The organism is Sphingopyxis sp. OPL5 (assembly GCF_003797775.2).
GTDB lineage: Bacteria > Pseudomonadota > Alphaproteobacteria > Sphingomonadales > Sphingomonadaceae > Sphingopyxis.
In genome coordinates, this window is the sequence record NZ_CP060725.1 from 482,238 (window position 1) to 505,903 (window position 23,666).

At 63.2% G+C, this 23,666-nt stretch carries 19 protein-coding genes; 2 read left to right on the forward strand and 17 right to left on the reverse strand.

Features of this window, described 5'->3' with window-relative positions; genetic code table 11:
* Positions 1-12 precede the first annotated feature (12 nt).
* The 7 genes from EEB18_RS02330 to EEB18_RS02360 form a co-directional block, all read right to left on the reverse strand.
* Complete coding sequence (locus EEB18_RS02330; protein WP_187140803.1) at positions 13-663, reverse strand: 4Fe-4S single cluster domain-containing protein; 651 nt, start codon at positions 661-663, stop codon at positions 13-15.
* Positions 660-2,477: an AAA family ATPase gene (locus tag EEB18_RS02335; protein ID WP_187140802.1), complete on the reverse strand. Its 1,818-nt coding sequence runs from the start codon at positions 2,475-2,477 to the stop codon at positions 660-662. The genes EEB18_RS02330 and EEB18_RS02335 overlap by 4 nt, the downstream gene beginning before the upstream one ends.
* Before the next feature lie 653 nt (positions 2,478-3,130).
* Positions 3,131-5,737 (reverse strand): RNA-binding domain-containing protein, encoded by a 2,607-nt coding sequence (locus tag EEB18_RS02340; protein WP_187140801.1) that lies wholly within the window; start codon positions 5,735-5,737, stop codon positions 3,131-3,133.
* A gap of 162 nt (positions 5,738-5,899) precedes the next feature.
* Complete coding sequence (locus tag EEB18_RS02345; protein WP_187140800.1) at positions 5,900-6,151, reverse strand: hypothetical protein; 252 nt, start codon at positions 6,149-6,151, stop codon at positions 5,900-5,902.
* Positions 6,152-6,296: 145 nt separating this feature from the next.
* Positions 6,297-8,927, reverse strand: coding sequence for an AAA family ATPase (locus EEB18_RS02350; RefSeq protein WP_187140799.1), 2,631 nt, complete (start codon positions 8,925-8,927; stop codon positions 6,297-6,299).
* Between the two features lie 114 nt (positions 8,928-9,041).
* Positions 9,042-12,524 (reverse strand): ATP-binding protein, encoded by a 3,483-nt coding sequence (locus EEB18_RS02355; RefSeq protein WP_187140798.1) that lies wholly within the window; start codon positions 12,522-12,524, stop codon positions 9,042-9,044.
* Positions 12,511-13,764, reverse strand: a complete 1,254-nt coding sequence (locus EEB18_RS02360; RefSeq protein WP_187140797.1) for an exonuclease SbcCD subunit D — start codon at positions 13,762-13,764, stop codon at positions 12,511-12,513. The genes EEB18_RS02355 and EEB18_RS02360 overlap by 14 nt, the downstream gene beginning before the upstream one ends.
* A gap of 542 nt (positions 13,765-14,306) precedes the next feature.
* Here EEB18_RS02360 and EEB18_RS02365 point away from each other — a divergent pair.
* Positions 14,307-14,528 (forward strand): EexN family lipoprotein, encoded by a 222-nt coding sequence (locus EEB18_RS02365; RefSeq protein WP_234716152.1) that lies wholly within the window; start codon positions 14,307-14,309, stop codon positions 14,526-14,528.
* A gap of 18 nt (positions 14,529-14,546) precedes the next feature.
* Here the strand turns inward: EEB18_RS02365 and EEB18_RS02370 are convergent, their stop codons facing one another.
* From EEB18_RS02370 to EEB18_RS02390, 5 genes are all read right to left on the reverse strand, one after another.
* Positions 14,547-15,476 (reverse strand): HEPN domain-containing protein, encoded by a 930-nt coding sequence (locus tag EEB18_RS02370; RefSeq protein ID WP_187140796.1) that lies wholly within the window; start codon positions 15,474-15,476, stop codon positions 14,547-14,549.
* 85 nt (positions 15,477-15,561) lie between these two features.
* Positions 15,562-15,885 carry a DUF736 domain-containing protein gene (locus tag EEB18_RS02375; protein WP_187140795.1) on the reverse strand — a complete coding sequence of 108 codons (324 nt, stop codon included), beginning with the start codon at positions 15,883-15,885 and terminating at the stop codon, positions 15,562-15,564.
* A 301-nt stretch (positions 15,886-16,186) separates the two neighbouring features.
* Positions 16,187-16,990: a hypothetical protein gene (locus EEB18_RS02380; RefSeq protein ID WP_187140794.1), complete on the reverse strand. Its 804-nt coding sequence runs from the start codon at positions 16,988-16,990 to the stop codon at positions 16,187-16,189.
* A 133-nt stretch (positions 16,991-17,123) separates the two neighbouring features.
* Positions 17,124-17,381: a DUF5818 domain-containing protein gene (locus tag EEB18_RS02385; protein ID WP_187140793.1), complete on the reverse strand. Its 258-nt coding sequence runs from the start codon at positions 17,379-17,381 to the stop codon at positions 17,124-17,126.
* A 160-nt stretch (positions 17,382-17,541) separates the two neighbouring features.
* Positions 17,542-19,110, reverse strand: a complete 1,569-nt coding sequence (locus EEB18_RS02390; RefSeq protein WP_187140792.1) for a sensor histidine kinase — start codon at positions 19,108-19,110, stop codon at positions 17,542-17,544.
* Between the two features lie 172 nt (positions 19,111-19,282).
* Between EEB18_RS02390 and EEB18_RS02395 the strand changes: the two genes are divergently transcribed.
* Positions 19,283-19,675, forward strand: coding sequence for a response regulator (locus EEB18_RS02395; RefSeq protein ID WP_222943139.1), 393 nt, complete (start codon positions 19,283-19,285; stop codon positions 19,673-19,675).
* Positions 19,676-19,742: 67 nt separating this feature from the next.
* Here EEB18_RS02395 and EEB18_RS02400 read toward each other — a convergent pair whose 3' ends face one another.
* From EEB18_RS02400 to EEB18_RS02420, 5 genes are all read right to left on the reverse strand, one after another.
* Entirely contained in the window at positions 19,743-20,000 is a 258-nt protein-coding gene (locus EEB18_RS02400; RefSeq protein ID WP_187140791.1) for a hypothetical protein, read from the reverse strand.
* Positions 20,001-20,337: 337 nt separating this feature from the next.
* Positions 20,338-21,300 (reverse strand): NAD(P)/FAD-dependent oxidoreductase, encoded by a 963-nt coding sequence (locus EEB18_RS02405; protein WP_187140790.1) that lies wholly within the window; start codon positions 21,298-21,300, stop codon positions 20,338-20,340.
* Positions 21,301-21,326: 26 nt separating this feature from the next.
* A complete protein-coding gene (locus tag EEB18_RS02410) occupies positions 21,327-22,022 on the reverse strand; it encodes an MgtC/SapB family protein (RefSeq protein ID WP_054728014.1) in 696 nt (231 codons plus the stop codon).
* Entirely contained in the window at positions 22,015-22,896 is an 882-nt protein-coding gene (locus EEB18_RS02415; RefSeq protein ID WP_262408075.1) for an NAD(P)H-hydrate dehydratase, read from the reverse strand. The genes EEB18_RS02410 and EEB18_RS02415 overlap by 8 nt, the downstream gene beginning before the upstream one ends.
* Positions 22,889-23,650, reverse strand: a complete 762-nt coding sequence (locus EEB18_RS02420; protein ID WP_187140788.1) for a histidine phosphatase family protein — start codon at positions 23,648-23,650, stop codon at positions 22,889-22,891. The genes EEB18_RS02415 and EEB18_RS02420 overlap by 8 nt, the downstream gene beginning before the upstream one ends.
* Positions 23,651-23,666 lie beyond the last annotated feature (16 nt).

The window sequence follows — 23,666 nt, forward strand, 5'->3', positions numbered from 1 at the left end:
GGCAGAAGCGGATCATGGCACACGCTCTCCCGCAGCGCGATCGGACGTCTCGGCACGGTGTCCTTGCGCGGCGAGCAGCCGGCGGAGCCGCGCGAGATCACCGCGCGCAGGGATACCCGCGAACCAGGCGTGCCCCTCGCCGTCGAAGAGCACGTCGAGCCGGCGGTCCGCAGCATCCGCCTTGCGCTCAAGCTCAAGAAACGCGTTGCCCAGCTCGGTCAGGACGTGCAGTCGCTGATTGTCGCTTCCACGCAGCGCCATGCTCTGTGGCAGGTCGGAGCGGAAAGGCCCCGTCATCAGCGCGTCGATAAGCCCGGGATGCTGCGAAAGCCAGGGCGCGATCCGCTCCAGCTCGTAGCCCGTGAACAGAAAGACCGAGGCTTGCGAGACGCTGCGCCAGACGGTGAGCATTTCCGCAAGAGCTTCGGGCTGATCGAAGGGCTCGCCCCCCGACACCGTCAGGCCATCCGCGGCAGAAGCGAGCCGCGCGAGCTCGCCGCTGACACTAGCGATCGACACATGGCCTTCGTCGCTGTCCCAGGTGTCGACCGAGATGCAGCCGGGGCAGCGGATCGAGCAGCCCTGGAACCAGAGGCCGACTCTGCGCCCGGGTCCGAGCGTCGTGACCGGGAAGTGGAGGCGCGAGATGCGGATATCGCTCATCCCGGCACCAGGCCGAGCGTCGTCGTCGCGCCCGCTTCGATCGATGCGATCATGACGCGCCCGTCGGGCGGCGCGTCGAACAGCGCGCGGGCAAGCGGGTTGATCAGGTGCGCCTCGATCTTGTTTCGGATGCCGCGCCCCCCGTTGGTGAGGTCCGCGGTGCAAAGCGAGCGAAGCTTGCCACGCACATCGTCATTCATGGCGATATCATAACCCGCACCCCGTGCATCGCCGAGGGCGGCATCGACCATAGCCTCGAAGATTTCGGCAGCGACATCGGGGCGAATGAAGTCGAAGACGATGATATTCTCGCCGAAGCGGTTGAGGATTTCGGGGCGGTTGAGCACGAGCTTGAAATGATTTTCGATCTCGCCGCGCACGCGGCGCCTGACATCGTCGAACGGCTGGTCCGGAGACACCACCGCGCTGCGGCTCCCGTCGAGCGCGGTGGCGTAGATACCAAGGTTCGACGTGAAGATAATCAGCGCCTCGGAGAAATAGACGCGGTCGCCGCGTCCCGAGGTTAGGACGCCATCGTCGAGGATCTGCAGGAACTTGTCGAGAATACGCGGATGCGCCTTTTCGATCTCGTCGAACAGGACGACGCTGAACGGGCGTTCGCGCACCGCATTGGTGAGCTCGCCGCCGACGTCATAACCGACATAGCCGGGCGGTGCGCCGATCAGCCGCTGATCGGCATGCTCGGCGCTGAACTCCGACATGTCGAACCGGATGTAGGCGCTTTCATCGCCGAAGAGCAACTCGGTCACCGTCTTGGCGAGCTCGGTCTTGCCGACCCCGGTTGGCCCGGCGAGGAACGCTACGCCGCGCGGCCTGCCGCCGCGCTTCGAGGCTCCGACCCCGGTTGCCGCGCGCTTGATGATGTCGAGCATATGGACCGCAGCATGCGACTGGCCCTTGACGCGCTTCTCGATCGCCGCGGCCCCATCGCGGATACGGTCGTGCTCGATCTTGCGCCAGGCATCCTCGGTCACGCCAACCTTGTACCGGCGGACGGCCTCGGCGATGTCCGACACGTCGACCGCTTCGGCGCGCGCCAGCTGCGCGATCGCGCCCAGGTCGACGAGCAGCAAGCCTTCGGTCGCGTCGATCAGATCGTCTGCCGCTTGAGCAAGCGCCTCCGCATCCGCATCGGCTGCACCGGGCAGCGCCCTGAGGAGCGAGGGCGCGAGGGCGCGGCGCGCGGCGCGGTCGGGCGGCGCTACCGGGATGTGGCGCAGCCGAGGGTTTTCGACGACGAGCCAATCCGGGAGATCGCCCTCCTTCTCGGCGATCCAGATGACGCTGTTGAACCGTGGCGATCTTCCCGGACCCGTCGGCCGGGCGATTGCAGTCTGACTGGCGACAAGCGCGCGCGTGAACAGCGCCTGCTCGGGGGGTTGCAGCGCATCGCTCCTGATGATCAGACGCGAGGCGAAGTCGACGACGAGCGCTACGGGCGCGCCCTCGCGCGCGATCAGGCGATCGATGACATGCCCGAGGAGGTCGGCCCCGCCCGCGGCCTTTCCCCCAGCGACGGTAAGGCCAAGCCCGGTTAGGACGGCTTCGTCTCCAATTGTGCCGTCGGGGCGGTGCAGAAGCTCGAAGCCCGACACCGGATCGTAGCGAATGACATCGGCGTAGCCGGCGGCATGGAGCGTTTCGGCGAGGACGTCGCACAGCGGCGCAGCCGTCACGTGATTGCCGACCGGGCGGATGTGGAGATCGCGCACATTGCCAGTGAGCAGGAACTGGCTCTTCAGCGGCAAGAATCTGGAAAAATCGCGCACCCAGCGCGGGCTGATCGTCTGCATCCTGGCTCCCCCGCCCCGTCCCCGGCGCGACCTCATTCTGTAAAGTGCTGATAACGCCTCGCGCGAGGATCGCCTAGGCCGATTGCTCCCGATCCGGTCTGGCTCAAATGCGTTAAAAACGCGTGGCTTGCCGATGCCCGGTGCGCCGTCCTGACCGGCAGGATGTCTGAGTCAAGGCTCCGACCGCCTAGTGCTGCGCCGGAGAATTGCCTGAATGCCTCCGCGTGACGTTGCTGGCCAGGCGGGCGTAGCCGCCGGAAGCGCGCTTCCCTTCGACGTCGCTAAACCGGGCACCATGTTGATGCACAGCGGGGCTTCAGCCGATCTGGCCCGGGCGCGCGCCTGCCGGCCACTTGGCCGCCAGAAATCTCTGTGGTGACCGGCACGGCCGCCAAACAGCCCGAGCTCAAATCCCACTCTCACGCCGATCAGCTTATCCTGTTCGCGATTTCGCTTCGCCGCGGGACACCTCCTGTCTTACGCGGAGCCATAACATCCGTCATATCTCGAGCGTCGGAAGGCGGCCCCGCGCTCAGCCGGGACGACTGGCCGCTTGCGAACGCGCAACTTATGGTGAAAAGTCGAGACAAGTGGAATATATCCTGAATAGATTGACCGAGAACATTGTTGGCTTGTGCGATTTTCGGACCTTGTTATCCGATAGATGCTTGTAATGCGCCGCCACGATACTCAAGTTCACGTCGGCGAGATGCTATATCGCTAGACACAGATGTATCGCGCTTGAAGCCGGCTATCTCCTGTTCCATTCCTTCAAGTTTTGCTAGCATCCTGCTCAGGATTTTGCACGCCGATATATCCGCTACCGGCCGTCGTTCGACGTCCTTCCACCACTGCTCTAATGCACCGACGCCCTTCTCTAACAATTTTAAGATAATGACATCGGCAGCGGCCAGACGGGCGACTGCTTCGAAGACGCGGAGGCGATCCCCATTCTGAGGGTTATCTAGATCTACTGCTTCGATGTAGGAGCGTGCAAAATCCATACGCTGACTTGTAAGCGAAGCAAAATAGTTCGGCTCCAGCCGCGCACGTCTCACTTTGGCAGTGATCCTCTCGACCGCCTCGATAGACAGCTCGGCGACGCGCTTCCGATCGGCGCGAACGCGAGCGATCTTGATGAGTTGACTGTTGGCGTTCAGGTGCGCGGAAAGCGAGATGTCGCGCCCAGTCTCATTTGAGATGCGGGTCCTCGTGAAATCACGTAGTCCAGCCCAGTCTTCAAGTGCTGTCTTTGCCTGGATGATATTAGGTAGAAGCTCAGATTTTGTACTTCCAAGTTTTACGGCGCGATCCAATTCTCGGTCAGCATCTCGGTATTTTGACGGTCGGAGACGGAGATAGGCCGATCCCAAGATGCTGGCGGCATCCCCATTTCCAGGAAATTTTTCGCTAAGCTCTTGAGCAACGATCAATGCCTCATTTTGTTGTTCAGCCGTCCACAAACGGACAATAGTTCGAATGCCCGCGCCAACCTGTCGATCTTGGTTCCCACTTTTTTCGTGAGCTCGCGCGACTGCCGCCTCCACGGTTTGAGCCATCGCGCCGAGATTGTCCTTAATCAGGTCGATAACGGCTTGGAGCTCGCTTGGGACACTGATTGCGGAGTCGCCGTGCGTCCGCGTAATGGTAGAAATGAGGTGATAGGCTTGTAGTTCGGACACGCGGTCGCGCACTGTACGGGCAGGCAATTCAAGAACTTCTGCAATATCGTTGAGATTGGTCTCTCCGAGTAACATTACTGCGTAGAGAACACGCGACTGAATAGCACTCAAGCGTACAAGCTCGCGCTCGAAAGCGAAGCTGCGCACTTCCTCACCGTCAGCGCCCTTCCATTTTTCGACTACCTCGCGGCGATCTTCCCCAAGTTTAACCAGCCGGACGATCGACGCGGCGAACAGAGGGGAGCCCGACGATGCCTCAAACACGTCATCGAGATCGTTCCCGACAAATGGTGCGATGCCGAAGGCCACGCACAGATTGCCGAGATGAGTATCAAAAGCATCGCGTTCAAGGCCCCGAATCTTGACGATTGCTGTTGGAGGAAGACCTTGGTCAATTCGTGAGGTCATGAGGACTCGCGACGGCGGTTGTTCGCGGCCAACAGTACGTAATGCGAGGCTATTTAATGCGGAGACTGCTTCTTTTTGCTCGTCAGGCATCAATGTATCGAGGTCATCGACGATAATTAGAGAGGGGATGATGAGCAAGCCTTCTACGAGCCTGTCGGTAATTTCAGCGAGGCTTGGCTCATCCTCGGAGACGGGTAACTCAAAGTGCAGGTACTTTAAAATCGCATTGAACAAAGAACTCAAATCAGAGAAATCGACGCGCGAAGTTGGGACCATTTTTCCTCGTAGCGCTGAAAAGGTCTGCGCCTTGGCTGTCAGCCAAATTACCGCCTCAACTTGGCCAGCACCGGTATCTGCTACTTCTTCAGCAAATCGGTACGCCAGAGTAGTTTTTCCCAGGCCTCCGATCCCTGTGACCAACCGAACGGGACTGCGAGGGTCCCCAATCCACTGGCGAAGGCTGGCAAGCTGCTGATCGCGACCCACGAAGGCGATCAGATCGTCGTCGCGAGCGGGTAAATGTGACTGGACTGGCACAGCCATCGAACCGGCCACTTGTTCCGGCGGAAGACGATCGGAGTGAAGAAACTTCCAGTCCTCGTGAGTGTTTGCGGCGGCCCTGCATTCATCGCGTACCCGCACATAAACCTCGTCGCGGAAAACTAGTTTGCCATCAGACTTCTCGGGGCCTTTTCGCAGCATCTTAACCGGCGGAGCACCCACCGCCCGCCGCGGGATCAGCAACAGTCCTATCGTTAGCGGTCTTGACAATCCGGGATGCGAAAAGTCGAGATTGTTATAGAAGCACTCGATACTGGTGCCCGCGTAACGCTGCACCGATTTGTTGAACTCCGCACAATTGAAAGTATCACCGACCCCGACCAATCGGTTCTTGCCCTTGTCGCTGATGCCAAAAATGATGTAGCCACCAAATGCATTGTGGAAGGCGACGGCATCTTTGACGAGTTCGCCGATCGCGACGCGGTGCGCTTGCTTGTCGGCTTCAGCAGGGTCGGTGCCGAGGACTGGCATCTTAACCTTATAGTCCCAAAGCTGACCCTCCATATCGTAAGGTTTGCCGTTTGGTAGAACAAGGTTCAGCACGTCCACAGTCAGCGATCGGTTATCGACCGCTAGCTTTAGGCTGTCGATCACATTCTCGGTACTCATCGTGCCCCCCAGATTTCAGAATCTTATCGCCGTCGTCGGTCTAACGTGGTCACAAAGCAACTCAAGACTTGGTCTTTCTGGGGTGCTTTATGAGGACGGCGGACCGGGCGTCCCGATTCCGGTCATTGAACTCGAAGACCGAGCTCGGTCGCTAAGCCGTTTCTAATAGGTGCGGACATAGGTCGGCATGTCTTCGAAATCGTCGACGGTGCTGGCGCGATGCGCGCGGCGCACGATCAGCCTGCCGCGCGTAAAGCCATGGGCGCGGTCGCGATACTTCAGGATGCTCGGCCATCCGAGCGGAGTGCCGCGCAAGATATACACCGCGACGATGGCGGTAACCGCCGCCTGAAAATTGACGCCGCCGCCGACCGCCTTGCGGCCTCCAAGCTTCTTGCCCTGTGATGTGCCCACGCGCGACTTCGTTCCTGCCATAAGGTTGTTCGCGGTCCATCTCCGGTTCCGGGCTCATGGCTATACACAGGATGAGGCGGGCGCTCACCCTGCCATCGTGCAACGGCACGCCGTCACATCAGCACGCCCCGTCAGATCCGGCGGGCTAGGATGATTTGCGCTCGGACTTGACCTGGTCGATGACGGCATCGACGCGGCCGATCAGCCGTTCGAGCCCGTCCACATCGGGCATTCCGCCGGCAAATTCATCCGAATTGGAATGGCCCTCCAGGAGACGCGACGTGTCGTCCTGAAGCGTAACGATTTCATCGGCCACGGCGTCGGACCAGGCGATCTTTCCAATCGCGCCGAGCCGGATCTGCTCATTCCAGCGCCGGACCGTATCCTTGAACAGGTGAAAGATGACGACCTCCTCGATCGTGCGTCGAAGCGCGCCGGCACCGCTCCGGACCAGATCGACCTTCTCACGCCCGCTCGCACTTTTTGCGCGCGCCAGGAATTCCTTGGCCTTGGTCGTCTTGCGATAGACTTTGGTGTTCGCGGGGATCTCATCGATGATCACATGGCCGGGACGATCGTTATGGCGATCGATCCAATGCCCGCGCATCGCATGCCCCAGTGTTTCGGCATGATCGGATAGCAGCGTCAGGAACACGAGATCATGCGTGAAGATGATGACCTGTCGCACGGCCGCTTCCTCGACCAGCCGCTTGGCGATGGCGATTTTGCGCTGATGGTCCAGCGACGTGACCGGATCGTCGAGGATGATAGCGGCGCTGGCGGGATTGAGATTCACCTCGGTGAGGAAATCTGCCAGGGACAAGGCGCGCTGCTCGCCTTCGCTGAAGATATCGTCTGGCTTGTGACCGCCCTTCGCTTTCAGGCCGCGAAGCGTTTTTCCTGCACTGCCCCGCGCCTTGAATTCATAGGGTAAGGCGCAGTGAAGGCGCTCACACTCGTCTTTGAGCCGATCCTTATAGCTTCCCTCGATCAGCTTTTCGAACATCTGCTTCTGGCGATCGGTCACGAAGCGGGTGTTCGGGCGAGCGCGGCTTGCCTTGTCGATCCACGCGAGGTCGTCGACGAAGGAAAGGACGTCGGTGATATTCTTGCTCAAGACCTGTCGCTGCCGAAGTTCGATATGCTCGCGTTTCAAATTGGCGAGAAGGTCGTCGAATTTTCCACCGCGCAGCGCGGCATCCTGGGCATCGACCTTCACCAGTGCCGCTCCAAGCGCGTCGTCTGCGATGGCAAACCCGCCCGTCGGAAGACCCTCTGCCACGCCTGTCTCGAGCGCATCGACCAAATCTGCGCGCCTTTTGTCGAGGCTAGCCGCCATCGCGTCGATCGCGGATATGAGCGCAGGGTCGAACTTCGAAAGGTCCGAGCGGATACGGCTGTCCATCGGCAGCAGCGCGCAATCGAGCGCCTTTAGTTCGGTGATAAGGCTGTTGATCCGCGCGTCGGCAGCCATCGCATTCTGCCGTGCCTCATGGTCCAGATACGCCCACATACGCCGGATGAGCGTAATCGACGGCGTATCGAGAGGACGATGGCAAAGCAGGCAGGGATCGCCGTCGATCGGATAAAATTCGGCTTCGGCTTGCCCGAGGGTTCGGCTTGCGAGGACCAAGGCGTCCCATTGGCGGGATCCGGTCTGATGGAGACCAGGGTGCGATACGGACTCGCTCCCCGCCTTAACGGCTTCGAGCAATGCCGCCTTATGGTCTGCGAGCAGCGTGCGCGCCCGGTCGGCGGCGTCGGCGCCGAGCTTGCCAGCGAGGATCGGGATCTTCGCATGCAGCGCCTGGATATCTGTGCGCGCCGCCGCCAAGGCTTTCAGCGTTTCAACTGGCGACTTGGCAAGAAGCTCCTTCTCCTGCCGCGCCACTTCCTCGAGGCGTTCCTGCTCTTCCGGACCAAAGGTTGCGAGCGCCTGCAGTGCGGCAACATCGGTTTGGGCGGTAAGTCCCGAGATATGGTCCGCAACGAGGCCGGGATCGGCGAAGAGCTGATCGAACTTGTTGGGTCGTGTCTTCTGTTGGACGTCAGCGTCGAGCTTCTGACCGATCAGGGTGACGACGCGTATCGCTTCGTCGAAGACGTCGAATCCCGCAGGCTGAAACCCGAGTTCATTTTCTTTGGCCAGGTGGATACGGGCGACCGAGGAATCGAAAACACTGACCCGCTTGAGATCATGATGTTCGTCGCCGATCGTGAAAGCGATGTCTTCATCGAGGCCATTGTCGCGGTTGACGATGAATTGCGCGGTCGCCGGGCTATCCGCCGCGCCGTCCTCATAAATGTTGCGAATGATTTCGGGATTGGAGCGACTGAAACAGGCGCGCGAGAGAATGCGGGCAAATCCGCTTTTTCCTGCGCCATTATGGCCGTAGATGATTGTGAGCTGCGGTCCGAACAGGATATGCGCGGCTTCGGGGATCGCGTTGACGTTGGTCAGGGCTTTGACGCCCAAGAGCTGAAGCGGCGTCCCCTGCGCCGGAGCGCGACCCGTGACCGAGCTCGGCACTGTAGGAAGCTCTTCATCCCCCTTGTCGAGCGTCTTTTCGCGAAGAAACAGGCGGTAACTTTCACCGACCCGGTCATCAGTCAGCCTTCCATCGCGCACGCTATGCGAGAGGATGAGCCTCTGCCAGTCGGGCAGCCCGCTGCCCCATTGGTTCAATTCCTCCCAGATGCTGGTTTGCGGCGCCGGCGACGATCCAGCCTGCGCCATATCCGAGCCGCCGCCTGTGGCTCCCACATCATCCGTCATGCCATCCCCCAAAAGGCTGTAGCACCGCTCAAAAGCCGGAAACGCAATCTTCGAAGGTCCGGCGCCGGACGATTTCAGAGCAGAAGTCGAGCACTACATTGCCGCCGGGATAATTCATGCGGGTCTCGCCAAGTCAATGACGCTTGCATCGCCGCGCTCGACCAGCGGCATGGCCATATCGCGGACACTTCGATGATGGGTGAAAAGAAGTACCTGATTTTTTTTGCCAAATTCACCGAGAAGCTCAAGTGTCGACCGACCGCGATCATCGTCAAAATGGACCAAAATGTCGTCGGCGATAAAGGGCAGCGGCTCGGTTGCCTCGGCATAATTTTCGAGACTTGCGAGCCGGAACGCCAGAAAAAGCTGATCGCGTGTCCCGTCGCTCATCATAGCCACCGAGGTGCGGCCGCCATTGGCGCGGCGTCCCACGACGACCGGCTGCCCCTTGTCGTCGATATCGGTTTCGATGCCCGAAAATTCGCCGAGCGTTGTTGCCGCAAAAAGCGCGCCGGCGCGCAAAATCAAGGGGTCCTGCTGCTCCGAGCGTATGGTGGCCATCGCCGAGATGACAAGGTCGTGCGCGACCGATAATTCGAGATAGCGCTCGAGAGCGAGATGCATTTGCGCGCTAGCAGCCTCGCGTTCGGCCACGGCATGATTGACCTGGCTTTCACTGAGATAGCCGGCCAGTTCGTCCAGCGCCTGCTTCTCCGCGAGGACCGCCGCTTCGATCTCGCTTTCGACCTCTGCCGCGCGCGACGTCTGATCTTCGAGCTCGGCACGAATTTCATCGAGGTCGCGGCCGCCCCACTCGGTCCGCAGCGAGAGAAGATCAAGGCCGTCCCCGATTTCGCTTGCGGTGTGTTCAGCTTGGCTTTTCTCGCGCAGCAGGGCAGCACGCGCTTCGCACCGGGCGGCCGCATCCGCCAAGGGGACTGTCGTTGCCTCTAATTTGACAATCGCGGCGAGGCTCGCCAGCTGCTCGTCGGCCGCCGTCAGCGCATCCTGGGCCAGACCCCTATCCACCTTCGCCTCTTCATAGTCCGGGAGAAGTCCGTCATACTGGGTCTGCGCGATGACATTGGCGTCGAGCCGCGTGACCAGCATCTGCGCTGCCACGACGCAATCGCTGCCCACCTCGATCTGCAATTGGGCGGCGACCGCAGCAACGTCCGATCCGAGGAGGGCTTCGTCCTCGTCCATTCGCTTGAGGCGATGCCGCGATTGTCCGATCGCCGAGAGCACGCCGCGGGCATTGGCCCATTCGGCGGCAGCATCGCTGCCTTGTGCCGGGGCAATGTCGCCGCTGAGCCCAAGGACGCTGCATGCGAGTGGCCATGCGGCGTCCCAGGTCGCTTGTGCTGCCCGTAAATCGCGCAGGTCCGTTTCCGACGTTTTGTGCTGCCGCAAGAGATCCGCCCGGTCCCGCTCATCGCGCAGAAAATCGGCATGCGCCTGCTCGTGTCTCGAAATAGCGCTCTGGACAGCGCCCACCCGCTCTCCGAATGGCTGGGATGGATCCAAGCCGCGCCCGCGTTCCACGCGTTCGAGCAGGTCCGTCGTCGGCGCGAGTTGCGCATTTTCAAGATGCAGCGCATTGGCTTCTTGGCCGAGTTTTTCGGCGTCCTGAAGCAGTTGATGGCGCTTTTCGGCGAACAGAAGCAACGCGGGGAGATCGGCATGTCTGGCATGGGCTTCGGGAAGGCTGTTCGACCAGGCCGCCACCCTTCGCTCATAGTGCTGCGTGAATGCGCTCTCTTCTTCCTGCGCTGCCGATACTCTGTCCTTGCCCTCCGCGATACGCCGGTGTGTTTGCGCGAACGAGGCGGCGCGTTCGGCTTCCTCGGCGCGGCGGTCCGCCAGCTCGTCCGCAGACGTCAGCGCTGCATCGAACGCCGCAGCGCCCTGTTCGCGGACGTTGCCGTCCTCCGGCAGTTGTCCGTCCACATAAGAGGATCGTATCGGAGTCCAGGCTTCGGTACGGAGTTCACGTGCCTCAGCAAGTGACGCATCGGTCGCGATCCGTCCCGAAGCCTCGAGGTCGGCAGCCTCACGCTCGGCGGTTGCAATATCGCGCTGGGCCTGACGTTTGAGCTGGGCTTGCGCGTCAATCTGCGCTGCCAGCCCCTCCTGGGCAATTTTTTCGGCCCGGATATCGTCGGCGGAAGGACAGGCAAAGGCAGCAAGCTCTTCGAGCGAGCGGAAACCGAGCGCGGTCAGCGCGGTCGATAGCGTGACGGTACCAGCATCGAGTTGCTGCTGGCGAGCCAGCAGCGACGATTTCTGAGCCGCGAGACTGGCGAACGCGGACGAGGAAGCCTCGGATGGAACGTCAAAACCCTTTTGCCGCGCGGTATCGAGGCGATCGTCCAGCACCGATATCTTCTCTTGTAACTCGATCGCTCGTTGCTCGGCGTTGGCAAGGCCGGGCCTGCGTTCGGTCGCTTCATCGGCAAGGCGGCGGATCTTCTCGAGAGCCGCCTGCCCGGGTAGTAACGGCAGGAGGTCTGTATCGGGCGTCACGCCGAGCATCTGGCGCAACGAAGCCATCTCGGCTTCACCCTTGTCGATCTCGGCTTGACGATTGGCGCGATCGGACCGCGCCTTACTGACGTGCAGGGCTCGTTCCCCGAGGCTTCGAATGTCGCTTTCGCGCTCTTTCAGCGGCAGGTCTACAAAGATGGCATCGAGCCGCGCCTTGATGCGATCCTGGCGTTCTACGGCCCTTTCTTGGGCATTTACCGCGGCATCGCGCGCATCGGCCGCAGCCCGCGCGCGCGCCGCAAAATCGGCGGGAAAAAATGCTATGTCCTCATATGCGGCGAGTGCCGTCGTCAGATGGTCGAGCTGGCGCAGATGGGGGGACACGCGCAACCCGCGTTCCAGTTTCGACCGAGATATGGCCAAGTTGCGGCGCTCGTCGCGCAAACCGCTCAAGCTCTTTTCCGCCGCGATCGCGGCTCTACGGGATTGCTCGTAAGTCTCCCTGGAAAGCTGTGCACCCCGGGCCGTCTTGTCGGCCGCCTCGAAGACCGCCAACTGCTGATAATATAGGCGGCTTGCCGAACGGCGCGTGTCGAACAACAAATTCGCTTCGGCGCCCAAATCGTCGAGGCGGCTCACCAAGGCGCGCAAACCGCCGCCCGCTTCGACGATCAGCCGGCCTATCTCGCCTTCGGCATGCAAGAGCCGTTCGCCGCCATTACGCAGCGTTTCGTGATTCAGCCCGAACAGCGTTTCGAACCGGTCGCGGGTAATGGCCCCCAGGACGGGAGCGAGAATGCTATCCTCGAATGCGGTGCCTGCCGCGTCGGCCAGCGTCCGGCCATTGCCCTTGCGCCTTTTGAGCGTCAGCGAGGTCCCGTCGACGAGACGCATGGAAGCGCCGATGCGCATGCCGTCATATCCGAACAAGCTTCCGCGCTGCGTATTTTTCGGGATCGAGAATAGAAAATCGCTGATGGCTTCGAGGCACGTGCTTTTCCCCGCCTCGTTGGCGCCGAACACGAGCGTGAGCCCGGCTGTTTCAGGAATCGTCAGTTCGCGGTTGGCGAATCCGCCATAATTTTCGAGGCTGAGTTCAGTCAGGCGCATGGTCGGCTTCGCTTACCAAGCTGCGCGCCAGCGTTGCGGCGCGTTCGGGCATCTCGGCGCGCATCTGCTCGATGAAGGCATCGGCATGCGCACCTGCGGGAAGCTTCGCCCGGATTTCGACGAGTCGGCTTTCCAGGACAGCGTCGAGCGCCTTGTCCTTGCTCAGACGGACCAACTCCCGGTCGAGCCGCCCGGCAACGGTCGGGTCGATCGCTTCCGTTGCCGCCGGAGGCTGCGTTTCAAGCTTGAGCTTTTCCAGCCATATATCGTGCGAGAGCGTTGCAAGAAGCGTTTCGATATCGTCACGAAAGCGGCTGCGTCCCAAAATCATCCGCGCATGTAGGGGCGATGTTCCGACAATTGAGAGACGAAGCGCCACCGGTCTGCCGCCTGCGTCGACGAGGCACGCGGCCAGCTCTGTGCGGATCAGGTCCAGCAGATCACGCTCCTCTTCGACGCCACTGGCGTCGACCCTAAGCGTAGCCCAGCGAACGACATCGAGCGCGCGATGCTCGAGACCGGCAAGCCTGCCCTCGTCGACCGTGACAAGGACCGCGCCTTTTGGCCCCGTTTCGCGGGGATGCCGCCCTTGAAGATTGCCGGGATATACGATGTGCGGATATTCTGAGAGTATGGCATGCGCATGGACGTGACCCAGCGCCCAATAATCATAGCCATGATTGGCTAGCTGCTCGGGCGTACAGGGAGCATAGCGCGCATGATGGCCTTCGCTGCCCGCGCAAGCAGTGTGCAGCACGCCGATATTGAAGGCCCCGCTGAGCGCCGGCGGGTAGCCCCGCGCCAAATCTTCGGAGACATCGGGGCGCGGAAAGCTTTGCCCATGGATCGCCACACCCAAGTCTTCGATCAGATGGGTCGCGGGTTTTGCCTTGGGAAAGACATGGACATTGTCCGTCAAAGACAATTTTTCGGCAAACCGGTTTTCTGAATCATGGTTCCCGAGCACCATGTAAACGTTGATGCCCGCGGCACCGAGGCGGCGCATCCCTTCAATGAAATAGAGCCCGGTCTGGAAATTGCGCAGATCTCCATCGAAAATATCTCCTGCGAGCAACATGAACCGGCATTGTCCGTCGATCGCCAGCTTGATCAGATTGTCAAAAGCTTCGCGGGATGCTGCTTCCACGCGCGCGGCATAGTCGGACGATTTGCCCGCCAATCCAAGGAGCGGGCTATCGAGGTGAAGATCGGCCGCATGGACAAAGGTAAAGCTGCTCACATCAAGTCTCCGTTTGGAACGCAGCCATTCAACGTCCAGGCATCATCTCAACCCCGCTTCGACAGGCCTTCGGTTCTCACGTCATAGCCAAGCTCGGCGCTTCAGCTGCGACCATGATCCCTTGCCCTACGATCTGTCGCCACTGATGTTCGCAGGACCGCCTGTCTCTCGGCATGCTATCGGGCGATCAAGACGCGCGCAATCGGAGCGGAGAAAATCCATCCGATACGGAACAATCTGAAGCTCGTGGAGCCCCCCCCTCTCCGCCGCGGTGCGGCTCGACATGAAGAGCACCTTCTGGAGAATACGCAGATCAAGCGACGCGATCCAGTCGGACGGCCAGTATTGGCAAATTAATATGGCCTCGTGCCGAGAGACGAGTGTCTGCTTTCAGACCAATCTAAGCATCCTCATAACGACCGACATGAGGCGCAAAGCCGCCTGAGAGATGCTCTCAGTTTGGATGCATCTCTGGTCGACGACCTCGCACTTATGAGCTGCGACGCTAAGTTGGGCCACGGAGGTTCAGCAGGAGTGGCGATTTGCGTGCGATCATGACCTTGGCGATTGCCGTCACCTTGGCGGCGTGCGGACGAAGCGAGCCGCGCAGTCTGCAGTATTTCGAGAGCCATCTGGAGGAAGCGCGGGACATCGTCGCTGCTTGTGAGGACGATACTCACCGCGGCGATGAGTGCCAGAACGCAAGCATCGCAGTCGAAACCGCCGAAGCCCGAGAAAAATTCGAACGGTTCCGCGGCAAATAAGCGAGCGGTCGAGCCTTATCAGCCTGCCTGCTTTGCGGTGGATTCCAGCAGAGCGATCCGCTCGGCGCAAACCGATTCCACCACCTTTGCCAGTACTGTGACGCGTTCGCCGAGCCAGGAAAGCTCATTCTCGGTAATGCGATAATGCTTCGAGTAGCGCGCCTTGATGTAAGCTTCCTTGAGCTTCTCAAAACGTGACCGGTCGGATTTCGCGTCACGCGGCCAGACGTCCGCGAGCCGAAGATCGATACGCTCAGCCTGCGTCCGCAGAAACGCTAAATTATGCACATGCGGCGAATAAAATGAGCAGACTAACAGCGCACAGTTGTAGAACCGCTCTGTCGCCTGGTGGAGCTGAAAAGCGGCGTTGTTCAGCCGGCCTTTAGCGAGATTGAAGCTATAGTTATCGAAGAACTCGCCGCCGCTGGGAAACCACTCATCGAAATATTCCCGCGCCATCTCCAGCGCTGCATGCGGCGTTTTAGGCTGTGGCTCAGGCAACTCATCATCAACCGCCTGATAAATCGCAATCCCGTCGCGCGCGACGTCCATGAAAAAATAGCGCCCCTGCGACAGCCCGCTATTCACCTCGTCGAGACTGTGCACGATGAAGTTCACCGGCGTCCGCAGCGTCTTCGTTACCGACAGTTCGCGAATGAGCCGGTCGTCGAGCTTCGACCAATAGTCGGCGCGATCGGTCAGCCGCTTGTCGTTGACGATGATCAGCAGGTCATAGTCGGACTGATAGCCCTTGGCGGTGTGCGGCTCGTCGACCCAGCCTCCCCTCGCATAGCTGCCGTAGAGAATGATTTTCGAGATGCGGCCCTTCTTCTTCCAGCCCTGCGTCGCGAGCGCCAGCGCATCCTCGAATTCTTCGAAGACGATCTCGACGACGCGCTCGAGTTCACGCTGCTTGTGCGGGGGAAGATGGTCGATACCGCTTTTCATCGTCGTCACCCTATCAAGGCGGCGCCTCCTGCGCACCAGCTATTGCAGCCAGTGCGAGGATAAGCCGCGCGTTTTTCTAACGCCGTCAGTCGGCGGGGTTCCAGAGCAGCGCATAAGCGTCGGGATTGTCCTGCCCCGCCGCGCGGGCAAGGTTCGCATAAAGTCGTCGCTGCCCGAACTCGGGGGCTTCGAGCGCGAGCGACACATAGCGGCGCTCGGAAACTGCCGCGAGGCGCACCCATCCCGCGCCGATCTCGACGTCGTCGGAATAGACGCGGTAGTCGGGTTGCACATCGCTCCCCTTGCCGCGGTTGATACGAATTTCGATCGGCACCCGGATCGAGAGGGTGCGAAGTTCGCCGACAAAGCCCTTCTCGATCGTGCCGCTAACGAAGCCGATGGCTCCCATGATGTGTCTCCTGACCTTGCCCGCGAGCCCGTCCCGCGGCGCAGGAAGGCAGCCGGGGCGCCGCAAGGCGCCGGCGCACCCAGAGGGCCGCAACGGCAGTGGAGGACGGGCGAAGCCCGTTGCGCCGGGGCCGCGCCCCGGCAGACGCCTCAAGCGCGGGTCGGGATCGCGGCTGGCCGCGGGGACGCGGCGACGCCCGGTGGCCCTGGCCGTAAGAAGGTGCCGATCACGCGATCAACCCTGGCAATGTTCGAATTCAAACCGACTGCGGCGAAGACGCTCAAGCGTCCCCGAGACAGAATTACGATCTCGAACCGGTCCAATGGTGCGCGCCGCCGTCGCGCCAGCCCAGCGAAATTCCGATCAGCACGAGGATCGCCGCGATCGCTGCCGCCACCGCGACGGCAGCCGCCTCCTGTCCGCCGGCTGCAAAGATTGCTGCCTGCGCCCAGAGGAAGACGAGGGCGAAGGGCGGATTGCCCTTGCCCCGCGCAAGGGCCGTGGCCGCGATCAGACCGCCGACGACGATAATCGCGGCGGAGATGAGCGGCGCGACATCGGGCGCAGCGTCGACGCCATAGTAGCGCAACGTGGCCGCGACATTGACGATCGAGGCTGCGGTCAACCAGGAAGCGAGCGCCGACAGCGGCAGGATGGCGCCCCAGCGCTCGGCCGCCGAAAAGGGCGCGTTCCAGGCGGCGAAGCGCCGGTAGGCAAGAAGGATCGAGACAAGCGAGCCAAAAATGATGAGGGTCGATACCGCGTCTATGTCGCCAAGCTGCACCCAGGTGGCCCAAAGCGCATTGCCGAGAAAGGCGCCGGCCGCAGGCCAGCGCAGCGCGGCGAACAACGCGCTATCGCGCCCGGAAGCGGTGAACTGGAGGAGCGCGAAAACCAGGGATCCCAGATAAAGCGCGCCCCAGATCGAGAAGGCCCAGCCCGCGGGCGTTATCAGCGTCTGCACGGCGTCCGAGCGATCGCCGACCGGCGTGCCGATCCCTATCACGGGCAAGAGGGCAGCTCCGATCTGCGCCAGCGCACAGAGAAGGACGACGATACGCGCCGGATCGGCGGCGGGTGCGGGGGTTGCGATGGTCTCGGTCATGCAAGGTTCAACCGGCGCCGCAGCACTTTGTTCCGCGGCTCGAGACCGTCAAAAATGAGAGGCATCCGGACCGCCTGCGGACATCCGGCTTTACGATCCTCCCGCCAGGCAGCTCCGGCCAGTGGCGGCGCGGCTATGCTTCGATCGGCGAGCCGCTGTCCGGAAGAGCACCACCCGCCGCGGTAGCGCCTTCCGGGGCGACGCCGTCGACCTCGACAAGATCCTCTCCGACGAGCGTGCCCGTGATGCGCACGCGCTTCTCGACATGGTCGACGGGGGTGCGGCGAAGGTCGAGCCGCCAGCGGCCGCCGAGGTCGCGGCGAAGCGCAAAGCCGCCTGCCACGCGCAGCAGCGTACCCGACTCGTCGATGCGTGATCCAATTCCAGCCATGGCTACGCCTTAGCCGAGCCGCGCCATACTCGCCAGCCACGAGCAAGGTTTGAGACGCCCACCCTTCGACCCGCTCCCTTCGACCATCGACCCTCACCTTCGATCCTCGACCCACGAAGCGCGCGAGCCTCGCGCGATCCCGCCGCGCCCGCGATGCTTGTCATGCAGGAAGCTCGAGAGTGCAGCAAACACCCTCGGGCCGGAACTCGATCGCAGCGCTGCCGCCCCTCCCGCGGAGCGCCCGTTCGAGCATCCGCGTGCCGAAACCCGTGCGCGCGGGAGGCGAAACGGGGGGACCGCCCTGCTCGCTCCAACGCAGGCGGAGCCGATCCCGGTCGCTCTCGTTCACCATGTCCCACTCGACCGCGACCGTGCCGGCATCGCCCGACAATGCTCCATATTTTACCGCATTGGTCCCGAGTTCGTGCAGCGCCATCGCCGCGAGCAGCGCCCTCGACGCCGGCACCTCGGCGTCCGGCCCCGCGAGGCTGATGCGGCCCGGCTTCATCTTGTCGAAGGCGTGGAGCGCGCGCTCGATCATTTCGCCGGCCGATACCGTGCCCCAGTGGCGTTCGGTGAGGAGGTCGTGCGCGTCGGAAAGGGCGCGGACGCGCGCCTCGAAAGATTGCCGCTCGGCGGCCGGCGTCTCGCGAAACGTCTGTGCGGCGATCGCCTGGACCATCGCGAGCGTGTTCTTCACCCGGTGGCGCATTTCGGCGAGGGTGAGCTGGAGCTCCTCTTCGGCCCTCACGCGCGCCGCGATCTCGACGCGCGCCGCCTCGTGAAGATGGGCGTTGTCCATTGCCACCGCCGCCTGCGCAGCCAAGGCCTCGACAAGCTCCTCGACCTCGGCATTGAACATGGCGGGCTCGTCATGGCCGAATAAAAGACCGCCGAGCACCTCGCCCGAGCGCGAGATGACGGGAACCGCGAGATAGCTCACGACGGGCAGATGCCCCTCCGGCATGCCGTGGTGCGGCGCGCTCAGGCCGTAGCGCGGATCCTTGCGGATATCGCCCGACCGGATCGTCCCCGCTCCGCGGAACGTCGGGTCGAAGACGGCGGTGTTGCGCGGCATGCCGAAGCGCTCGAACGCCTCGCGCGGGGCGCCGGAGAGCGAGAAGAGCAGATAGCTTTCGCCCTCGTCGCCCAGCACATTGTAAAAGAAGGCGCCGAAGCGCGCACCGCTGAGCTCGGTCGCGATATCGGTCACCGCCTGGACGATCCGTTCGAGGTCGAGATCCTGCGAGACGAGGAGGGCGGCGCGATTGAGGTGGGTCAGCCGCTCGGCCTGGCGGGCGAGCTGCGCCTCGACCGCCTTTCGTTCCGAGATGTCGCGCGCGATCTTCGAAGCGCCGATGATCGTGCCGTCGGCGCGGCGCACCGGCGACACGGTGATCGAGAGATCGACGAGGCTGCCGTCCTTGCGCCGCCGGACCGTCTCGAAAGGCGGAACGCGCTCCCCGGCGCGAATGCGCTCGATGATCGCGGTTTCTTCGCTGCGGCGTTCCTCGGGGATGAGGTTGAGGATCGAGCGGCCGACGATCTCGTCGGCACGATAACCGAACATGCGTTCGGCCGCGGGATTCCAGCTGGTGATGATACCATCGAGCGTCTTGCTGATGATCGCATCGTCCGACCCGTCGACGAGCGCCGCGAGGTGCGCGGCACTTTCGCGAACGGCTAAGCCCCCTTGCGCCGCTTCGTCCTCGATCAGCGTCTCACGCATATGTCATGGTCCCTGCCCCTCCGATGGCCCCTTGCGTTCCCGAAACGGGAATTCGCTATGGCAAAGAAACCCTTGAGTGGTTGATGCGTTCCGCCGAGACTGCCATGCGCCCAGCCGTGACGCCGAGCGACCTCTCAACTTCGATCCATGTTTCAGGGCGAAAGTCATCAGCGTGCCAAACCCGTCCCCCGCCCCTCTCTGCACGGCCATCGTCGCCGAAGACGAATGGCTCGTCCGCATCGACATCGTCGAGGCGCTCGAGGCAGCCGGGTTCGCGGTTCGCGAGGTCGAAACCGCCGAGGACGCACTGCTCCTGATCGGCGAGGAGCGACCGCATATCCTTGTGACCGATATCCGGCTTGCCGGCGCTCTCGACGGATGGAGCCTTGCGGAAGCCTATCGCGCCGCTCATCCGGGCGGCGGCGTCGTCTATGCCTCGGCCAATGTGCCGCTTGCCGATCGACAGGTCGAGGGCAGCTTCTTCTTCTCGAAACCCGTGCTGATGAGCGCGCTCGTCGATGCATGCCTCGGCCTCTGCGCCGGGCAAGACGGCCGGCCCGCCTGAGGCGGGCAAGCGGGCGTGATCCACCTGTCACGCGTCCATCGCGCGCCCGTCACCTCCGCAGCGCGGGTCAGGCGGCGGCCGCCCCTGACTGAGCAGAGGGCCCCGCGGTGCCTTGGGATGGGGGGAGGCCGTGCAGCTTCCAGAGATTGGCTTCGGTTTTGCTCATGCGAACGAGAAGCTGCTCGCCGTCCCATAGTTCGACCTCGGCACTGCCGCGATCGTTGAGCGCGAACTGGAACGCCTGATAGGCGTCGGGCGCGCGAAATTCGACGCGGCGCGGCTCGCGCGCATCCTCGCCATGAAAAAGAAGATGAAAAAGGCGCATGACATGCTCCATTCCTGTTCCGGAGCAAGCGCGACCCTGCTCTCAGCACCGATCGGAAGGCCTCATGCAAAGGGCGGACTGCAAAATCAGGCAGCCGCAAGAGACGCCGACGAGGGTGGGACTCAGCCACTTCTGCATAGCAGATTTGGCACCCCAAGGCGCGAAAATCGTGATGATCGAGATCAATCCTGCACGCGGTGCGGCGGGCTGGGCCCCATCCGCCCGTCGCGTCGCCAGATCCATCGAGGCAGGTTTTGCCCAACAACCATGTGGGCCGAACGCGCCCGGCCGAGCAGCTTTCGTGCATCCGTCGACGCGATAGCCTGCCCCGTGCCCTTCAGTGCTGGTCCACCATTACATGCCCTTCGACACGGCGCAGCCAGTTGTGAAGCCGCGTCGCAGCCGCCGCGCCATGGCCCGTCGCGGTGCTGATCTGGTCGAGCCCGGCGAGAACATCGCCGGCGCCATAGACGCCGGGCATCAAGGGCTCGGCAAAGGCATCGGCCGGCAGGCAGCGATTGGCGTCGCCTTGGAGACCGAGCCCCGCCAGCAATTCGCTGCGCGGTTCGGACCCGAGCGCCGGATAGAGGGTGTCGAAGAGAAGCGCGTCCTCTGCACCCTCCAGCTGCACCGCGATGCGTCTGTCCCGGTGCGCGAGGCGAAGCAGCTGCCGCTCCTCGATCCGCACGTCGCTTGCCAGAAGTTCGGCGCGCTGCGCGGGCGTGAGCTCGACCTGCCACTTGGGGATGAGGGTCACATCGTCGGTATATTGCCTCAGGAACATCGCCTCTGCGGCGCCATGAAGGTCCGACCCGAGTACGGCGATCTTGCGCCCGCGATGCTCAAATCCGTCGCAGATCGGGCAGTAGCGCAGCGCGCCGCTCCGGACGGCGGCGTCATGGTCGCCGCTGGCAAGCACCGCCTCGTTGGTGATGACGCCCGTCGCGAGAATGAGCCCGCGCGCCGACAGGCAGCGGCCGTCCTCGAGCCGCGCCGCGAAGGGGGCACCGCCGGCGCCTGCGGACAGACAGTCGACGCGCGCCAATTCGATTTCGGCACCGTATCGCCCGGCCTGATCGGTGAGCCGCGCGACGAGATCGGCTCCCGATATCCCGTCCGGAAATCCGGGCACATTCCAGGCCATCGGCGCGCCAAGCGCGCGCGAGCGTCCGTCATGGAGCACGAGGGTGCGGCGGCGATAGCGCGCAAGATAGAGAGCAGCGGTGAGCCCTCCGGGTCCGGCGCCGATGACGAGCGCGTCATAAGCGAGCTCGCCTGAAGGGTCGCGGCCAGCGGGCATGCGCCCTCCCGTTCCGGCCCCACCCTTCATCCCTGCTGCGGCCTGATGTCGAAGGCGGCGATGCGATCGTCCCCGCTGAGCGCCGCCGCCAGCGCATCGGCACATTCCTCGCCATAGCCTGCGGCGATCGCGGTAAAGCCGGGTGCGCCGCCGGCGCGGCGCTGTTCGACGGTGATCGCCTTGAGGCCATGTTCCCCGAGCAAGGCGATGACCTCGGCCGAGGCGATGCTCGTGCCCGCCCGATAATCGAGCGTGACATGCGCGATACGCCGCTGCGGCGCGTGGCGCTCGGTCCAGGTGACGGCAGCGAGCACGAGGAAGGTCGCGACGCCGCCGAAGATGGCGAGTTCGTAGAAGCCTACGCCGAACAGGATGCCGAGCGTCGCGGTCATCCAGAGCGATGCAGCGGTGGTGAGCCCGCGGACATTGAGCCCCTCGCGAAAGATCACGCCGCCGCACAGGAAACCGATGCCGGTGAGCACGCCATGCGCCATGCGCACGGGATCGATGCGCACGACCTCGGTCGGCGTGTCGGTGAGCCATTCCATCTGGTGAACGGCCGACAGCATGAGGAGACAGCAGGACAGCGCGACGAGGATATGGGTGCGCAGGCCCGCCGGGCTCGCGCGATATTCGCGCTCGCCGCCGATAATCGCGCCGGCGATGACCGCGCCCGCGATCGGCAGCAGGAGATCGGGGTCGAGGAGATCGAGCTCAGACACCGCGCATCAGCCCCGGGACGAGCGGCAGCAGCTCGCGCGCAAGATAGCCGAGCGGCCCCATGGTTTCGCCGAGCCGCCGCCCCGCTTCGCCGTGCAGCCAGATGCCCCAGGCGGACGCCTGCAGGGGCGAGAGGCCTTGCGCGCCGAGCCCGGCGATGAGGCCCGCCAGCACGTCGCCCGAGCCGCTGACGGCAAGGCCGAGCCCGCCGCCCGCATAAGCCAGGCAGCTCCCCTCGGCGATGAGATGGCTCGTCGCGCCCTTGACCATCACCGCCGCGCCGAAGCGGTCGGCCGCCTTGCCGAGCGACGCGAGCGGGTCGCGTGCGACCTCCTCCTTCGCTACATCGAGCATCGCGGCAAGTTCGCCTTCGTGCGGGGTGAGGATTGTGTGCGCGGCGCGCGGCCGGATCGCATCCGAATGTGCGGCCGCTGCGCGCAGCGCGACGGCGTCGAGGAGGAGGAAGATGTCCTCGGGCAGCGCCGGCAGCAGGGCTTCGAGCAGGGTCCGGACGATGTCGGCGTCGATCATCGCGGGCCCGAAGACGATGGCGTCGTGCAGCGCCACCTCGGCGAGCAGCAGTTCGGCCGCCTCGGGCGCAATCTCGCCCGCTTCGGTTTCGGGGAGCGCGACGACGGCGCAGGCCGGAAAGGCGATGCCGATCGGGATCGCCGCCGAGGCGATCGTCGCGATCGTCACCTTGCCCGCCCCGGCGCGGAACGCCGCCTCGGCGGTGAGCAGCATGCCGCCTGGCACCCGGCGGCAACCGCCGATCACGAGCACCCGGCCGCGTCCGTTCTTGTCGACATTGTCATGATGATCGGGAAGCGGATGCGCCTTCAGCCAGGCGGTGTCGAGCGGGGTTGCCTCAGCCACGCGCGGCCACCATCGCATCGGGTTCGCGGGTGACCGGGACTTCACCCTCCATCGGCGCAGTCACATTGTAGCGCGACAGGACGAGGTTGCCGTCGCGGCCCACGTCAGCGTCGAAACGATATTCGGTGATCGCGCAATTGGCGACGTCGCCTTCGCTATCGATTGCCAATATCTCGGCCTCTCCCAGATTTTCGATGATGGTGCGCAAGCAAAGGACGACCACCTGGTGCGCGACGATCATCACGCGCCGCCCGCCATAATGGAGCGAGACCGTATCGAGCAGCGAGCGTAGGCGCAGGATCACGTCGCACCAGCTCTCGCCGCCCGGCGGGCGGTGATAGAATTTGCCAAGCGCAAGCCGGAATTCGGCCTGATCGGGATGCGCCGCCTCGATGCCTCGGCGCGTGAGGCCATCGAGGATGCCGAACTCCTTCTCGCGCAGCCGCTCGTCGATGCAGATTTTCTCGTCCGCCGCGCAGCCTCCCGCGCTGCGGAAGATTTCGGCGGTCTGCACGGCCCGCACATAGGGCGAGGCGAGCATGATCTCGGGGCGGCCGTCTTCTTCGCCCGCTGCGAACCAGGCGCCGAGCGCCTGCGCCTGTTGCTCGCCCAGCGCCGAGAGGGGCACATCGACATCGCGGTGGTCGAGCGCGATGCGCAGGTCACCCGCCGCGTCGGCGGCATCGCGCGCGACATTGCCCGCGCTTTGGCCGTGGCGAACCACCCAGAGCACCGAAGGCCAGCGCGGCGTCATCGAATGGCTTTCCTCG

What these genes read in the sequence shown, in the direction of transcription:
- EEB18_RS02330 (WP_187140803.1), bottom strand. Translation starts at nt 663, where the DNA reads ATGAGCGATATCCGCATCTCGCGCCTCCACTTCCCGGTCACGACGCTC.
- EEB18_RS02350 (WP_187140799.1), bottom strand. Translation starts at nt 8,927, where the DNA reads ATGACGGATGATGTGGGAGCCACAGGCGGCGGCTCGGATATGGCGCAG.
- EEB18_RS02375 (WP_187140795.1), bottom strand. Translation starts at nt 15,885, where the DNA reads ATGGGAGCCATCGGCTTCGTTAGCGGCACGATCGAGAAGGGCTTTGTC.
- EEB18_RS02370 (WP_187140796.1), bottom strand. Translation starts at nt 15,476, where the DNA reads ATGAAAAGCGGTATCGACCATCTTCCCCCGCACAAGCAGCGTGAACTC.
- EEB18_RS02420 (WP_187140788.1), bottom strand. Translation starts at nt 23,650, where the DNA reads ATGACGCCGCGCTGGCCTTCGGTGCTCTGGGTGGTTCGCCACGGCCAA.
- EEB18_RS02385 (WP_187140793.1), bottom strand. Translation starts at nt 17,381, where the DNA reads ATGGCTGGAATTGGATCACGCATCGACGAGTCGGGTACGCTGCTGCGC.
- EEB18_RS02355 (WP_187140798.1), bottom strand. Translation starts at nt 12,524, where the DNA reads ATGCGCCTGACTGAACTCAGCCTCGAAAATTATGGCGGATTCGCCAAC.
- EEB18_RS02335 (WP_187140802.1), bottom strand. Translation starts at nt 2,477, where the DNA reads ATGCAGACGATCAGCCCGCGCTGGGTGCGCGATTTTTCCAGATTCTTG.
- EEB18_RS02340 (WP_187140801.1), bottom strand. Translation starts at nt 5,737, where the DNA reads ATGAGTACCGAGAATGTGATCGACAGCCTAAAGCTAGCGGTCGATAAC.
- EEB18_RS02400 (WP_187140791.1), bottom strand. Translation starts at nt 20,000, where the DNA reads ATGCGCCTTTTTCATCTTCTTTTTCATGGCGAGGATGCGCGCGAGCCG.
- EEB18_RS02380 (WP_187140794.1), bottom strand. Translation starts at nt 16,990, where the DNA reads ATGACCGAGACCATCGCAACCCCCGCACCCGCCGCCGATCCGGCGCGT.
- EEB18_RS02405 (WP_187140790.1), bottom strand. Translation starts at nt 21,300, where the DNA reads ATGCCCGCTGGCCGCGACCCTTCAGGCGAGCTCGCTTATGACGCGCTC.
- EEB18_RS02390 (WP_187140792.1), bottom strand. Translation starts at nt 19,110, where the DNA reads ATGCGTGAGACGCTGATCGAGGACGAAGCGGCGCAAGGGGGCTTAGCC.